Below are 14,605 nucleotides of genomic sequence, written 5' to 3'. Positions count from 1 at the left end.
CTCAAGCCTGCTCCGGCCCGATCAACCGATACCCCACCCCCGGCTCGGTCACGATGAACCGCGGCGCCGTCGGGTCGTCCCCCAGTTTCTGCCGCACATGCGCCACCACGATGCGCAGGTAGTGGCTGTCCTCCACATGGGTGGGGCCCCAGATATCCTTGAGCAACTGCTGCTGGGTGATCACCCGCCCCGGGTGACGCGCCAGTTGCGCCAGCAACGCATACTCCTTGCGGGTCAGCGCCACCTCCTCGCCCTCCAGCGTCACGCGCCGGTAGGCAAGGTCCACGGTCAACGGGCCGAAGCGCGGCGCCGACTCTTCGGCCACCGCCTGGGGCGCCTGGCGCAGCAATGCGCGCACCCGCGCCAGAAACTCCTGGATGCCGAACGGCTTGGTCACGTAGTCATTGGCCCCGCCGTCCAGCGCCTCGACCTTCTGCACTTCGCTGGCCCGCACCGACAACACCAGCACCGGCACCTGGCTCCATTCGCGCAGTTCGCGCAGCACCTGCTGCCCGTCCATGTCGGGCAACCCCAGGTCGAGCACCACCAGCTCCGGCCGACCCAGCGCCGCCTGGCTCAGGCCCTCGGCACCGGTGCCCGCCTCCAGCACCTTGTAGCCCTGCGAGCCAAGGCTGATGCGCAGGAACTTGCGGATCTGCGGTTCGTCGTCGATGACCAGCACGGTCGCGGTCTGGCTCATGGGGTCTCGCTGTCCAGTTCAGGTTGGGCCGGAAGCGGCAAGCATAGTGTGATGCAGGTGCCACGGCCATCGATGCCGTCCTCTACACGGATCTGCCCGCCATGGGCGCCGATCATGCCCTGGCAGATCGCCAGCCCCAGCCCCGTGCCCTGCCCGCCCCGGTCCCCGCGCGCAGCGGTGTAGAACATGTCGAAGATGCGCGCCCGGTCCTGCGGCGCAATCCCCGGGCCCTCGTCGGCGACGGCCAGGCACAGCTGCTCGCCTTCCACACTCACCCGCAGTTCGAGGCGCCCGTGGGCCGGCGAGAAGCGTGCCGCGTTCTCCAGCACATTGATCAGGGCCTGCTCGATCAGTGCGGCATGCACGAACAGCAGCGGCAGCTCTGCCGGCACCTCGGTGCGCAACTGCAACGGGGCCAGCACCACGCGCAGGCGGCTCAGGGCGCTGCCGACGATGTCGGTCGGCGCCACCCAGTCCCGCGCGAGCTTGAGCCCGCCATGCCCCAGGCGGGTCATGTCGAGCAGGTTCTGGATGTAACGGTCCAGGCGCTCGGCCTCGTCGCGGGTGCCTTCGAGCAGCTCGCGACGGTCGTGCTGACTGATTGCCTCACCCAGTGCCAGCAGGCTGTCGATGCTGCCGCGCATGGCAGTCAACGGGGTGCGCAGGTCGTGGGACACCGAGGCCAGCAAGGCACTGCGCAACTGCTCGGTTTCGCCGTGCAGGCGCGCCGCCTCCAGCTGATCGGCCAGCCGCGCCCGGGCCAGGGCCTGGGCCAATGGCTGGCTGAGGGCCTTGAGCAGGCGCCGGCGCTGAGCCGTCAGCACCTGGCCCTCGCGCGGGCGTACCCCCAGCAGGGCCAGCGGGCCTTCCTCCACCGACAGCGGCCACCACCACCAGCGCCCGTTGGGCAAGGTGTCGCTGCCAAGGCCGGCGGCCTGGTCATGCTGCCAGGCCCAGTCGGCGGCCGCCCGCTCGGTGTCATTGAACTGCAGGGCACCGCCGCTGGCCACCTGCAGGCGACCTTCGGCATCGCGTTCGAGCAGGCACATCTGCACGTCCGTCCAGCCCTCCAGGTGGTGGCTGGCGGCATTGAACACCGCCTGGCGGTCGGTGGCTGCGGTCAGCCGGCGGGTCAGGTCCAGCAATTGGCCGGTCTGCTCCTGGGTTTCGCGCAGCGCCTGCAACTGACGCCGCTGGCGCGCCGCCAGGTTGCCGGTCAGGGCGGCCATCAGCAGAAAGAACACCAGGGTCAGCACGTCCTCCTCGCGCTGGATGCTCAGCGAGAAATTCGGCGGTATGAACAGAAAGTCGTAGGCCAGAAACGACAGCGCGGCGCACACCAGCGCCGGGCCCAAGCTGCTGCGCACCGCCACCAGCAGCACTGCTGCCAGAAACACCAGCGAGATGTTGGGCAGCGCCAGCACACCGGCCACGCCCCAGGCCAGTGCACTGGCCAGCACGGTGGCAAGCAGCGCCAGCAGGTAGTGGCGCCAGGCCCAGGCTCGCGCCACCGGAGCGCTGACCGGTTCTGGCTGTGCGTCGCGGTCGAGCACGTTGATTTCCAGCCCGTGGGCCTCGCGCAACAGGCGCGCCGCCACACCGGCACCGAACCAGCGCCGACGCAGCCGATCACGCGACTGGCCCACCAGCACCAGGCTCGCACGCCGCTCCAGCGCATGCTGGATCAAGGTGTTGGCCACCTCGCCGGCGCGCAGCACCACCACTTCGCCGCCCAGCCGCTCGGCCAGCTGCTGGGCGGCCTGCAGGCGCTGGCGTGCGGTTTCGTCGCGCAGGCGGCCGTTGTCCACGTGCACCAGGCTCCAGGGCAGGTGGCGGCGCTGTGCCACGCGGCTGGCATGACGTACCAGACGCTCGGCCTGGGCATCGCCATCCACCCCCACCAACAGGCGCCCACGCAGCGCCGGCGCATCCTGGCCCAGGCTGCGGTAGCCGTGGGCGAGGTCGGCATCGACCTGGGCGGCGGCGGTCTGCATCGCCAGCTCGCGCAGGGCCGTCAGGTTGGTCTGGGTGAAGAACGCATCGATCGCCGCCCGCGCCTGCTCCGGCACGTACACCTTGCCGTCGCGCAGGCGTTCGAGCAGCTCGCGCGGCGGCAGGTCGATCAGCACCAGTTCGAAGGCTTCCTGCAGCACCCAGTCGGGCAGCGTTTCGCGCACCTGCACGCCGGTGATGCCGCGCACATGGTCATTGAGGCTTTCCAGGTGCTGCACGTTGACCGTGGTGTACACGTCGATACCGGCCGACAGCAGCTCCTGCACGTCCTGCCAACGCTTGGCGTGGCGGCTGCCGGGTGCGTTGCTGTGGGCCAGCTCGTCCACCAGCGCCAGTTGCGGGGCGGCCTTGAGCAGGCCGTCCAGGTCCATTTCCTCCAACTGCACGCCACGGTACTCGGAGCGCACCAGCGGCTGTTGCGGCAAACCGCCCAGCAGCGCCTCGGTTTCGCTGCGCCCATGGGTTTCGACGATGCCCGCCAGCACCCTCACCCCCTGGCGCAACTGCGCATGGGCCGCCTGCAGCATGGCGTAGGTCTTGCCTACGCCGGGCGCTGCGCCCAGGAACACCTTGAGCCGGCCGCGCCCCTCGCGCGGCAACTCGGCCAACAACGCATCGGCGCGTTCAGAATCACTCATGGTCGACACACGTCCTTATTTCGAAGCAGGTGCGAGCTGGTCGAGGGCCGCATTCAGGGCCAGGATATTGACCACCGGCGGCCCCACCAGTGGGTGCAGGGTGGACTGCTCCACCAGGGCTTGCAAGGTGGGCAGCGGCAATTGCCGCGCCGCTGCCACCCGCGCCAGCTGATAGGCCACGGCTGCTGGCGGCAGGTGCGGGTCCAGGCCGCTGCCGGAGGTGGTCAGCAGCGCCAGCGGCACCGGGCCTTGTGCCGGCACATACAGCGCCTGGGCCTGCTCGCCCACGCGTTTGGCCAACGCCGGGTTGCTCGGCGCCAGGTTGCTGGCACCGCTGGACACCGTGGCATAGTCGGCCGCCGAGGGCCGCGGCTGGAACCAGCCCGCGCCACTGAACGGCTGGGCCAGCAGGCGAGAGCCGCGCACCTGGCCACTGTCGTCGCGCAGCAGGCTGCCGTTGGCCTGCTCGGGGAACGCCACCTGGGCGACCCCGGTGACCACCAGCGGGTACACCGCGCCGGTGATCAGGGTCATCAGCACAATCAGGCTCAGGGCCGGGCGTACTAGCGTAGTCATGTTCATCTCCCAGTTCACACAAGGTGCAGCGCATTGAGCGCCAGATCGATCAGCTTGATCCCCACGAACGGCACCAGCAGCCCGCCCAGACCGTAGATCAGCAGGTTGCGCCGCAGCAGGTGGGCAGCGCTGGCGGCCTGCACCCGTACCCCGCGCAGCGCCAGCGGGATCAGCACCACGATGATCAGCGCGTTGAACACGATCGCCGAGACGATGGCGCTCTGCGGGCTGGCCAGTTGCATCAGGTTGAGCACGCCCAGCTGCGGGTAGATCGCAGCGAACAGCGCCGGCAGGATGGCGAAGTACTTGGCCACGTCGTTGGCAATGGAAAAGGTGGTGAGCGCGCCACGGGTCACCAGCAGCTCCTTGCCCACCTGTACCACATCCAGCAACTTCGTCGGGTCGCTGTCCAGGTCGACCATGTTGGCCGCCTCGCGGGCCGCCTGGGTGCCGTCATTCATGGCCATGCCGACATCCGCCTGGGCCAGCGCCGGGGCGTCGTTGGCGCCGTCGCCGCACATGGCTACCAGGCGCCCGTCGTTCTGTTCCTGGCGAATGCGTGCCAGCTTCTTCTCCGGCGTGGCCTCGGCCAGCACGTCGTCGACCCCGGCCTCGGCGGCAATCGCCGCGGCGGTCAGCGGGTTGTCGCCGGTCACCATCACGGTGCGAATGCCCAGTTTGCGCAGCTCGGCGAAGCGCTCGCGAATGCCGGGCTTGACCACGTCCTTGAGGTGGATAACGCCCAGCAGGCGCTTGTCCACGCACACCAGCAACGGGGTACCGCCACTCTGGGCAATGCGGTCGACTTCACGGGCCAGGGCGGCCGGCAGGTCCAGGCGTTGCATGCCGACGAACGCCAGTACCGAATCCACCGCGCCCTTGCGGTAGCGCTGGGCGCCGAAGTCGACGCCCGACAGGCGGGTTTCGGCGCTGAAGGCCACCGGCACCAGGTGTGCAGCGTCGGGTGGGGTGAAGTCATGCAACTGGCGCAGGTAGTCGACGATCGACTTGCCTTCGGCGGTGTCGTCGGCCAGCGAGGCCAGCAAGGCGCCCTCGCCCAGCTCGCGGGCAGTGATGCCGGGGGCGGCGTGCACCGCACTGCAACGGCGGTTGCCGAAGGTGATGGTGCCGGTCTTGTCCAGCAGCAGCACGTGCACATCGCCGGCCGCTTCCACTGCACGCCCCGAACGGGCAATCACGTTGAGCCGCACCAGTCGGTCCATGCCGGCGATGCCGATGGCCGACAGCAGGCCGCCGATGGTGGTGGGGATCAGGGTCACCAGCAAGGCCACCAGAAACACCATCGGGATGCTGCCACCGGCAAAGTGCGCGAAGGGCTGCAGCGTGACCACTACCACCAGGAAGATCAGCGTCAGGCCGATCAGCAGGATGTCCAGGGCCACCTCGTTGGGCGTCTTCTGGCGTTTGGCGCCCTCGACCAGGGCGATCATGCGGTCCAGGGTCGACTCGCCCGGGTTGCTGGTGATCTGCACCAGCAGCCAGTCGGACACCAGCCGGGTGTTGCCGGTGACCGCAGAGCGGTCGCCGCCAGACTCGCGGATCACCGGTGCGGACTCGCCGGTGATTGCCGCCTCGTTGACTGCGGCGATCCCTTCGATCACCTCGCCGTCACCGGGGATCATCTCCCCGGCATCCACACGCACCACATCGCCTTTGCGCAGGTCACTGGCCGGCACCACCTCGAACTCGCCCGAGGCCATGCGCCGCCGCGCGTTCAGGCCCTGGCTGCCGGCCTTGAGGCTGTCGGCGCGGGCCTTGCCACGGCCTTCGGCCAGGGCCTCGGCGAAGTTGGCGAACAGCACGGTGAACCACAGCCACACGGCGATCTGCACCGATACGCCGGTGGGCACGTCGCTAGGCAGCAGGCACAACAGGGTGGTAAAGATAGCGGTCAGTTCCACCACCAGCATCACCGGGGCGCGCTTGAGCTGGCGCGGGTCGAGCTTGACGAATGCCTGCACCAGGGCCGGGCGCCAGAGCGCGGCGAAGGTGGTGCGGGCAGTGGCGGACGGGGCCGCCTTCACTTCGGAAACAGGCAGGTTCATGGTCGGCTCCTCACAAGCCCAGGCTCAGGTATTCAGCAACCGGGCCCAGGGCCAGGGCCGGCAGGAAGGTCAGGCCACCGATCAGCAGGATGGTCACCAGCAACAGCGTGACGAACAGCGGGCCATGGGTCGGGAAGCTGTTCTGGCCCACCGGCGCGCTCTTCTTCAGCGCCAGGCTGCCGGCCAGGGCCAGCACCGGCAGGATGTAGCCGAAGCGCCCGATCAACATGCCCAGGCCGATCATCAGGTTGTGGAAGGTGGTGTTGGCGCCCAGCCCGGCAAACGCCGAGCCGTTATTGGCACTGGCCGAGGTGTAGGCGTACAGCAACTGGCTGAAGCCGTGCGGGCCCGGGTTGCTGACCGCGGCGGCAGGCCCCGGCAGGCTGGTGGCCAGCGCGCCGAGCACCAACACGCCCACCGGCATCACCAGCAGTGTGGCGACCAGTAGTTGCACCTCGCGGGCCTGCAGCTTCTTGCCCAGGTATTCAGGGGTACGACCGATCATCAACCCGGCCAGGAACACCGCGATCAGCACGTTGAGCAGCATGCCGTAGAGCCCGGCGCCGACGCCGCCGAAAATCACCTCGCCGACCATCATGTTGACCAGCGCGACCATGCCGCTGAGCGGGTTGAGGCTGTCGTGCATGTTGTTCACCGAGCCGTTGGAGGCCGCGGTGGTGGTCACGCTCCAGAGCACGCTGGCGGTGGTGCCGAAGCGGCTCTCCTTGCCTTCCAGCGGCGCGGTCTGCTCCACCAGCGGGCTGTTCAGGGTGGGGTTGGGCTGGTACTCCGACCACAGCGCGGTGGCGCCGCCGATCACGAACAGCGCAAGCATGCAGGCGATGATCGCGCGGCTCTGGCGCAGGTCCTTGACGTAGTGGCCGAAGGTGAACACCAGGGCCACCGGAATCAGGATGATCGAGGCCACCTCGAACAGGTTGCTCCAGGCGCTGGGGTTCTCGAACGGGTGCGCCGAGTTCACCCCGAAAAAGCCGCCGCCGTTGGTGCCCAGCTGCTTGATCGCGATCTGGCTGGCAGCCGGGCCCAGCGGGATCACCTGGTCGGCGCCCTGCAGGGTCAGTGCATGCACATAATCGGTGAAGGTCTGCGGCACACCCTGCCATACCAGCAGCAGCGCCAGCAGCAGGCACAGCGGCAGCAGCCCGTAGAGGGTGGCGCGGGTCATGTCGACCCAGAAGTTGCCCAGGGTGCTGGCCGAGCGTCGAGCAATGCCACGACACAGCGCGACCAGCACGGCAAGGCCGGTGGCGGCGCTGACGAAGTTCTGCACGGTGAGGCCGAGCATCTGGCTCAGGTAGCTGAGCGAGGCTTCGCCGCTGTAGGACTGCCAGTTGGTGTTGGTCATGAAGCTGACGGCGGTGTTGAACGCCAGCGACCACTCCTGGCCGGGCAGGTGCTGCGGGTTCAGCGGCAGGTGCCCTTGCAGCAGCAATACGGCAAACAGCAGCCCGAAGCCTGCAAGGTTGAAGGCAAGCAGCGCCAGGGCGTACGTCTTCCAGCTCTGCTCGGTGGCAGGGTCGACCCCGGCCAGCCGGTAGCAGCCCCGCTCCACCGGCCCCAGCAGCGGGCTCAGCCAGGTGCGCTGGCCTTCCATCACCTTGTAGTAGAAGCGGCCCAGCCAGGGCGCCGGCAGCAGCACCAGGGCGAAAAAGGCCAGCAGCAATGCGTAATCGTAACTGTGCATGGCTGCTCCTAACCGCGATCAGCGCGCAGCAGCGCGGCCATCAGGTACACAAACAACGCCACTGCCAGCAGCAGTGACACCCCGTCCAGAATGCTCATGAAGAATCTCCGTCCCGCGGCACGGTGCCGCTGACGGTGATTGTCGGGAGGGGGGGCGTAAAGGGGCGAGAGGGCTAGCGAGGGTTGGGTATAAAGAATGCGTAAAGAGAGCGAATCGGCATGGCTGGGACGCCCCGTTGGCCGGCAGGGCCGGCGCCTGGCAAGGGCGGCCCGGCCAGCCAGGCCGGTGCGATCAGGCCCGCGGCGGGTGCTGCGGCTCGCTGCGGGTCCAGTCCAGCAGCAGGCTGTAGGCCACTGCCAGCAGCGTGGGGCCGATGAACAGGCCGATGAAGCCGAACGCCAGCAACCCGCCAAACACCCCCAGCAGCACGATCACCAGCGGCAGGTTGCCGCCCCGGCTGATCAGGTAGGGCTTGAGCACGTTGTCCACGCCACTGATGATGAACGTGCCCCAGATCCCCAGGAACACCGCCATGCCGTACTGGCCCTGCCACGCCAGCCATGCGGTGGCCGGCACCCAGGCCAGCGGCGGCCCCATGGGGATCAGGCTGAGCAGGAAGGTCACCAGGCCCAGCACCAGCGCGCCCGGCACCCCGGCGATCAGGAAGCCGATCAGCGCCAGCAGGGCTTGCGCCGCTGCGGTGCCGATCACGCCGTTGACCACCCGTTGCACGGTGCCAGCCACCAGGTCCAGGTAGTATTCGGCGCGCTCGCCGATCAGGCGGTTCAGCAGGCGCAGCACGAAGGCCGACAGCCGCGGCCCGTCACGGTAGAAGAAGAACACGAACACCAGGCTCAGGGTCAGTTCGAGAATCCCGCCGCCGATCTGCGCACTGCGGGCCAGCAACCAGTTGCCCACCTGCCCCAGGTGTGGCTTGATCGCCGCCAGCATGGCCGCGCCCTGCTGGTCGAGGGTGTCCCAGAAGCCGACCAGGCGCTCCCCCACGAAGGGTATGCCGCCCAGCCAGGCCGGCGCATCGGGCAGGCCGTCGACCTGCACGTCGCGCACGAACGCGGTGGCATCACGAATATGGTCGGCCAGGTTGAAGCCCAGCCACACCAGCGGCAATGCCACCAGCAGCATCCACACGCCCGTCAGTACACTCGCCGCGAGGGTTTCGCGCCCGCCGAGCACGCGCGTGAGCAGGCGCATCAGCGGCCAGCTGGCATAGGCCAGGATCGCCCCCCACAGCAGCGCGGAAATGAACGGGGCCATGACCCACAGACCGGCCCCCAGCAGGCCGATAAGGATGATCTGCACCAGCAGGCGATCGTTGTTGAGCATAGCGGCCCCGGTCAGCGGATCAGTTCGACATGCAGCCCGGCAGCCGGCTGCGTACCCACTTCAAGCCGTGCTGCGCGCACCCCGGCCTTGACCAGTTGCTCGCGCCAGGCCTCGGCCTGGGCGCCGGTCAGGGTCACGCGCAAGGTACTGTTCAGGTTGAGGCTGCGCGACAGCAGGTTGACCCAGGCCGGCTGCGGTTCGCCCTTGAGGTCGGCATAGTCGAGCTTGCCGGTGCTCAGCAGTTCGCGCTGCACGGTGGCCGGCGTGGGCAACACCTCGCCCAGCGGTGCGTTGGCCACGAACTCCTCGACATGCAGGTACGCGCGCCGATTGCCCTTGGTGATGCTGTACAGCGCAACCAGGGTGTCGCTGGAGGCGCCGGAGCGGCGCAACAGAATGAACGCCTGCTGGTTGTCGGCACCGGTCAGGTTGAATCGCCCGGCCAGCTGCGCCGACCACAGGCTGCTTTCACCGCAGTCCTGCCCCTGGCACCAGAACAGCGGATAGCCACCTGCGGTCTGCAAGGCTTCGCGGGCGGCGGTAAAGGCTTCGTTGGCACTGCGCTCGGCCGGCAGCTGGTAGGTGGCATAGCTGACCTTGCCGCGGCCCTCGACCTTGCCCTCCATGCGTACCACATTGCTGATCTTGCGCAGCGAACCGAGGGGGTACACCCGCTCCTGTTCCTGCTCCAGTTCCTGCGCACTGGTCTGGCCCACTACCTTGGCATCCACCGGAATCGGCAGTTGATCGGCCATCAGTGGCGTGCTGGCAAGCACGGCCAGGCCGGCAAGGCCTGTTCGAATCAGACGCGAAATACTCATTGGCGGGCCATGGCGCTAAGGGCCTCGATGGCGAAAAAAGGTGCAACGGTGTCGCGCTTGGTCATGGTTGTCTCCCTGTTCAACCCGCCAAGCCTCGACAGTTGCCCGCCGCAAGTCAAGAAATGGCAAAGAAGCGATTGAAACAGTCTGCAACAAGGCTGGCGCCCGACTCGTCGTTCAGGTGCAGGTGATGCCCGCCCGGCAGCTGTTCCAGCTTGAAGGGTAGCTGCTCGAGCAGGGGGGTGTTGCGCGCCAGCATGCCGTCGGCGGCCACCACCAGTTGGGTCGGACAGGCGATGCGGCGCACGAAGGTCAGCGCCTGTTCTTCGCTCATGCGCAGCGGCGACGGCAGGGTCAGACGGCTGTCGCTGCGCCAGGTGTAGCCACCCGGCACCGGCATCAGGCCGCGCTGGGCCAGCAGCTCGGCGGCCTCGCGGGTGACCGCGACCATGCCCTGCATGCGTGCCTGCACCGCCAGCTCCAGGGTCGGGTAGACGGTCTTGCCCTTGCCGCCCTGGCGCAACTGCGCCTGCAAGGCCATGCCCATGCGCTCGGCCGTGTCCTGGGGGCCGGCGCCGGGCGGGATCACCCCGTCGATCAGCGCCAGGCGGGTGATCCGCTCGGGCAAGGCACCGGCCAGGATCACCGAGATGATCGCCCCCAGCGAGTGCCCGAGCAGGGCAAACCGTTGCCAGCCCAGTTGCTCGGCTACCCGCAGCACGTCGTGGGCGTAGTCCCACAGCGCGTAGCCGGCGCCCACCGGCCGATGGTCTGAATAGCCATGCCCGGCCAGGTCCAGTGCCACGATGCGCAGCCCATGCAGCCGGGGCGCCAGGCGCGCGAAGGTGTTGGCGTTGTCGAGCCAGCCATGCAGGGCGATTACCGGGATGCCCTGCTGCGGGCCGAACAGGTGCGCTGCCAGTTCGATGTGCCCCAGGTTCAGGCGCACTTCCTCCACGCCACTCATTGCACCGCCTCCTGCCAGCGATCGAACAGGCCCTTGATCAGGCTCGCGGTGTCATGCGGGCGCTCCAGCGGAAACATGTGCCCACCCGGCAGGCTGTGGAACTCGCCCCTGGGCATGCTGCGCACGGCATACGCGTGGTGGCGGCGTACCACGCGGCTCTGGCTGCCACGCACCATCGCCAGCGGCAGCGTCAGCTGGCGGGCCGGGCCGGGGCTTACGTGGGGCAGGCTGCGATAGATGCTGATCTCGGTGGCCGGGTCGAAGCGCAGGCGCAACTGCTCGCCCTCGTCCTGCAGGCCATGTTCCAGATAAGCCTCGAAGCAGTCGGGGTCGAACTGTCGAAACAGCGCCTTGCCGGTGAAGTAGGCCCGGGCGCTCTCGCGGTCGGCGAACGCCTCGCGGCGTCCCAGGGTGCGGCCGGCCGGGGTGATGCGGTCAATGAAGCCAAAGCGCTTGGCCAGCTGGATCAGCCACTCGTCGGCTCGGGTCAGCACCGGCGAATCGAGCATCACCACCCCACGGTAGTACTGCGGGCAGCGCATCGCCGCGTGCAGGTGCAGCACCCCGCCCAGCGAGTGCCCTACCCCCCACACCGGCTCGGGCTGCTGCTCCAGGTGATGGATCAGTTCATCGACCAGGTTCTGCCAGTTGTCGTTGACCGGAAAGCGCGGGTCGTGCGCGTGCTGCGGCAGGTGGGTGACGTGATAATCGGGGGCCAGCGCAGCGAACAGCTTGCCGTAGGTGGCCGAGGGGAAGCCGTTGGCATGGGCGAAGAAGATCTGCTGCGTCATGGTCGCCTGTCCGCGAAGGGGAATCGGGCCATTTTCCCCGCCGCAGCAACACCCGGCAACATCCGTACAGGCCAGGGAGCACGACGATCAGGTCAATTCGCGTCGAAGCTGGCAATCGAACGGCGCAGGCAGGCCTGCAGGTACAGCAACTGGTACTCGAGCGCATCACGTGCCTTGCGCTTGTGCTCGCGGCTCAGTTCGGCCCGGCGCAGTGCCAGGCAGGTGGCCTGCAACTGATGCCCCATCAGGCGGCCCGTCTCGCGCAATTGCCTGAGCTCGCGCAGCCCCTCCAGGCGTCGCATCAACTCGTCGAGCTTGGCCTCGGCACTGTCCTTGAGCACGTTGTACTCGGCAAAATCCAGCGCCTGGGCACGCTCGACCTGGCGCACGATGTCGTAGAAGTAGGCCGAGCCTGCCATTTCCGGATCCGGTGTGTTCATCGCCAAACTCCTGTTCGCGCCCCCGATGGGTCCTGGGGGCACGCTAGCAAGGCAGCGCATGGGCAACAACTGGTAGAAATATCAGGTCGCCGGTGGGTTGTCGCCCAGCGCGATGACGGCGATGGTCAGGCGCGAGATGCAGTTGAGCTTGCCGTCTTCGGTGCTCAGGCGGATGTCCCACACATGGGTGCTGCGGCCAATGTGTACAGGCCGGGCAGTGGCCGTGACGCGCCCGCTGCGCACACCGCGCAGGTGGTTGGCGTTGATCTCCAGGCCCACGCAATAGAAGCGCGTGGTGTCGATGCACAGGTAGCTGGCCATGGAGCCGACGCTCTCGGCCAGCACCACCGAGGCGCCGCCGTGCAGCAGGCCGAATGGCTGGTGGGTACGCTGGTCGACGACCATGCTGGCGCTCAGGGAGTCGTCGGTGAAGCCTTCGAAGCGAATATCCAGCACTTCGCCGATGGTGCCTTTCTGGCGGGCGTTGAGCTGGTCGATATCGGGTTGGGTTTTCCAGAGGCTCATGCAGCATTCCTTGTCGTGGTTGGCGATCAGGTGGGAGTGAGACTGCGCAGTGTCATCAGCCCGGCCAGGGGGTGGTCGCCGTCGAGTTCGGCCAGGCTGGCGGTGCCCATGGGTGCGGGGTCCTTGCGGTGGCCATGCTCGAGCAGGCACACCAGCGTGCCCACCAGCGGTTGATGGCTGACCAGCAGCACCTGCTCCAACCCCAGCCTGTCCAGCTCGGCGATGACCTGCTGCGGGTCGCTTTCGGGAGTGAGCCAGGGCACGGTCTGCACCGGCTTGTCCAAACCCAGCGCCTCGTGGACCAGCGCAGCGGTCTGCTGCGCGCGTACATAGGGGCTGGCCAGGATCACCTGCGGCGCGCAGCCGAGCAACTGGGCGGCACTGCGCAGCACCTGCTCGCGACCGTGGGCGGTCAGCCGGCGTTCGGCGTCGCTGTTGGCGCGGGGCTCGGCTTCACCGTGGCGCAGTACCCACAGCTTCACAGCTTGGGCTCTTCGTCACGCGCCGGGTGTGGCGCAGGCGGCACGCTGTGGGCGGCTTCGCCTTCCGGCGCGCGCGGGGTGGGCCAGTCGGCGAACGGCCAGGGCTTCTGGTCGGTGTGGAAACTGCCGAAGCGACCGATCTGGGCCAGAAACTGGCTCAGGCTGTCGCCGAAGTTCATCAGGCTGGCACTGGGTGCGCCGTAGATCAGCCGGTACACCAGTTGCACCACCACCAGGCCACCCAGCAGCAGCTCGGCCAGTTGCCATACCAGTAGGAACACCAGCATCCACAGCACACGCAAGATGATCGATTCGCGCTGCGCCTGTTTTGGGGACTCGTTCATGCCCTGCTCCTGTAATTCAGTTGAAACCGCTGGTGGAAATGAAGTCGACGTCGGTTTTCGGCTCGCCGCGCATCAGCAGCTCGATCACCTGGCTCAGGGTCCGGCCTTCGAACAGGATGGCATGCAGGCCGGCTACCAGCGGCATGTACACCTGCACTTGCTCGGCCTTGGCCTTGAGCACCTTGAGGGTGTTGACCCCTTCGGCCACCTCGCCCAGGCGGTTGACCGCCTCGTCCAGGCTCAGCCCCTGGCCCAGGGCATGGCCGACCTGGTAGTTGCGGCTCTTGGGCGAGGAGCAGGTGACGATCAGGTCGCCGACACCGGCCAGGCCCAGGAACGTCATCGGGTTGGCGCCCTGGCTGACGGCGAAGCGGGTCATCTCGGCCAGCGCGCGGGTGATCAGCATGCTCTTGGTGTTCTCGCCCATGCCCAGCGCCACCGCCATGCCGGCGATGATGGCATAGACGTTCTTCAGGGCGCCGCCCAGCTCGACGCCAAAGCGGTCGTTGCTGGCATAGACACGGAAGGTACGCCCGTGCAGCACGGCCTGGACCCGCTGGCACAGCTGCTCGTCCTCGCTGGCGACCACGGTGGCGGTCAGCGCGTGCTCGGCCACCTCGCGGGCCAGGTTGGGCCCGGAGAGCACGCCGATGCGCGCCTGTGGGGCGATCTCTTCGAGAATCTGGCTCATCAGCTTGAAGGTGTGCGCCTCGATGCCCTTGGTCAGGCTCACCAGCAGCTTGTTGCTCAGCAGCTCGGCATGGGGCGCCAGCACGCTGCGCAGGGCGCTGGACGGCAAGGCGACGAAGATCAGCTCGCAGGCCTGCAGGGTGGCCAGCAGGTCGTTGACCGGCTCGACGCCCGGGTGGATCTTCACGCCCTTGAGGTAGCGCGGGTTTTCGCGGTTGTTGCGCATGGCCTCGGCTTGCTCGGGGTCGCGCATCCACTGCCGTACCTCGACACCATTCTCGGCCAGCAGGTTCGCCACGGCGGTACCAAAGCTCCCGCCTCCAAGAACTGCAACAGGCTGCTGTTCAGTCATATCCAATCCGTTAAAACCAATAAAGTGGCGACCCCCGCATTATACGGAGCGTTAAGGCCACGGCCAGCGCCAGATGTGCGATTGGACCGCAGCAATGCGGGTTTGATCGCTGGAAAAAGCCGGCTACTCGGTTAACATGCCCGCTCGATAC

At 67.8% G+C, this 14,605-nt stretch carries 15 protein-coding genes; all 15 read right to left on the bottom strand.

Features of this window, described 5'->3' with window-relative positions:
* Position 1: 1 nt before the first annotated feature.
* Positions 2-700 carry a response regulator gene (locus tag DN387_RS16755; protein WP_054915684.1) on the bottom strand — a complete coding sequence of 233 codons (699 nt, stop codon included), beginning with the start codon at positions 698-700 and terminating at the stop codon, positions 2-4.
* On the bottom strand, positions 697-3,351 hold the full coding sequence (locus DN387_RS16750) for a sensor histidine kinase KdpD (RefSeq protein ID WP_043863104.1): 2,655 nt from the start codon (positions 3,349-3,351) through the stop codon (positions 697-699). The genes DN387_RS16755 and DN387_RS16750 overlap by 4 nt, the downstream gene beginning before the upstream one ends.
* A gap of 15 nt (positions 3,352-3,366) precedes the next feature.
* Positions 3,367-3,927 carry a potassium-transporting ATPase subunit KdpC gene (gene kdpC, locus DN387_RS16745; protein ID WP_054915735.1) on the bottom strand — a complete coding sequence of 187 codons (561 nt, stop codon included), beginning with the start codon at positions 3,925-3,927 and terminating at the stop codon, positions 3,367-3,369.
* 14 nt (positions 3,928-3,941) lie between these two features.
* The gene (gene kdpB / locus DN387_RS16740) at positions 3,942-5,993 is read right to left on the bottom strand and encodes a potassium-transporting ATPase subunit KdpB (protein WP_043863105.1); all 2,052 of its coding nucleotides are present in this window, start codon (positions 5,991-5,993) and stop codon (positions 3,942-3,944) included.
* Between the two features lie 10 nt (positions 5,994-6,003).
* Positions 6,004-7,698, bottom strand: a complete 1,695-nt coding sequence (gene kdpA, locus DN387_RS16735; protein WP_054915683.1) for a potassium-transporting ATPase subunit KdpA — start codon at positions 7,696-7,698, stop codon at positions 6,004-6,006.
* Between the two features lie 8 nt (positions 7,699-7,706).
* Complete coding sequence (gene kdpF, locus DN387_RS16730; protein WP_043863107.1) at positions 7,707-7,796, bottom strand: K(+)-transporting ATPase subunit F; 90 nt, start codon at positions 7,794-7,796, stop codon at positions 7,707-7,709.
* 193 nt (positions 7,797-7,989) lie between these two features.
* Positions 7,990-9,042: an AI-2E family transporter gene (locus tag DN387_RS16725; protein WP_043863108.1), complete on the bottom strand. Its 1,053-nt coding sequence runs from the start codon at positions 9,040-9,042 to the stop codon at positions 7,990-7,992.
* Positions 9,043-9,053: 11 nt separating this feature from the next.
* A complete protein-coding gene (locus DN387_RS16720; protein WP_043863109.1) occupies positions 9,054-9,863 on the bottom strand; it encodes a DUF4892 domain-containing protein in 810 nt (269 codons plus the stop codon).
* A 115-nt stretch (positions 9,864-9,978) separates the two neighbouring features.
* On the bottom strand, positions 9,979-10,830 hold the full coding sequence (locus DN387_RS16715; protein WP_054915682.1) for an alpha/beta hydrolase: 852 nt from the start codon (positions 10,828-10,830) through the stop codon (positions 9,979-9,981).
* Positions 10,827-11,621, bottom strand: coding sequence for an alpha/beta fold hydrolase (locus DN387_RS16710; protein WP_054915681.1), 795 nt, complete (start codon positions 11,619-11,621; stop codon positions 10,827-10,829). The genes DN387_RS16715 and DN387_RS16710 overlap by 4 nt, the downstream gene beginning before the upstream one ends.
* A 92-nt stretch (positions 11,622-11,713) precedes the next feature.
* Complete coding sequence (locus tag DN387_RS16705) at positions 11,714-12,061, bottom strand: hypothetical protein (RefSeq protein ID WP_043863112.1); 348 nt, start codon at positions 12,059-12,061, stop codon at positions 11,714-11,716.
* Between the two features lie 81 nt (positions 12,062-12,142).
* Complete coding sequence (locus DN387_RS16700; RefSeq protein WP_043863113.1) at positions 12,143-12,586, bottom strand: hotdog fold thioesterase; 444 nt, start codon at positions 12,584-12,586, stop codon at positions 12,143-12,145.
* A 26-nt stretch (positions 12,587-12,612) separates the two neighbouring features.
* Positions 12,613-13,068 carry a phosphohistidine phosphatase SixA gene (sixA, locus tag DN387_RS16695; protein ID WP_054915680.1) on the bottom strand — a complete coding sequence of 152 codons (456 nt, stop codon included), beginning with the start codon at positions 13,066-13,068 and terminating at the stop codon, positions 12,613-12,615.
* On the bottom strand, positions 13,065-13,412 hold the full coding sequence (locus DN387_RS16690; RefSeq protein ID WP_043863115.1) for a DUF4389 domain-containing protein: 348 nt from the start codon (positions 13,410-13,412) through the stop codon (positions 13,065-13,067). Before DN387_RS16690 ends, sixA begins: the two co-directional genes overlap by 4 nt.
* Positions 13,413-13,428: 16 nt before the next feature.
* The gene (locus DN387_RS16685; protein WP_043863116.1) at positions 13,429-14,454 is read right to left on the bottom strand and encodes an NAD(P)H-dependent glycerol-3-phosphate dehydrogenase; all 1,026 of its coding nucleotides are present in this window, start codon (positions 14,452-14,454) and stop codon (positions 13,429-13,431) included.
* Between the last annotated feature and the right edge of the window lie 151 nt (positions 14,455-14,605).

The organism is Pseudomonas sp. FBF18, assembly GCF_024261405.1.
Taxonomy (GTDB): domain Bacteria; phylum Pseudomonadota; class Gammaproteobacteria; order Pseudomonadales; family Pseudomonadaceae; genus Aquipseudomonas; species Aquipseudomonas palmensis.
This window is presented reverse-complemented; position numbering and strand designations above follow the sequence as displayed.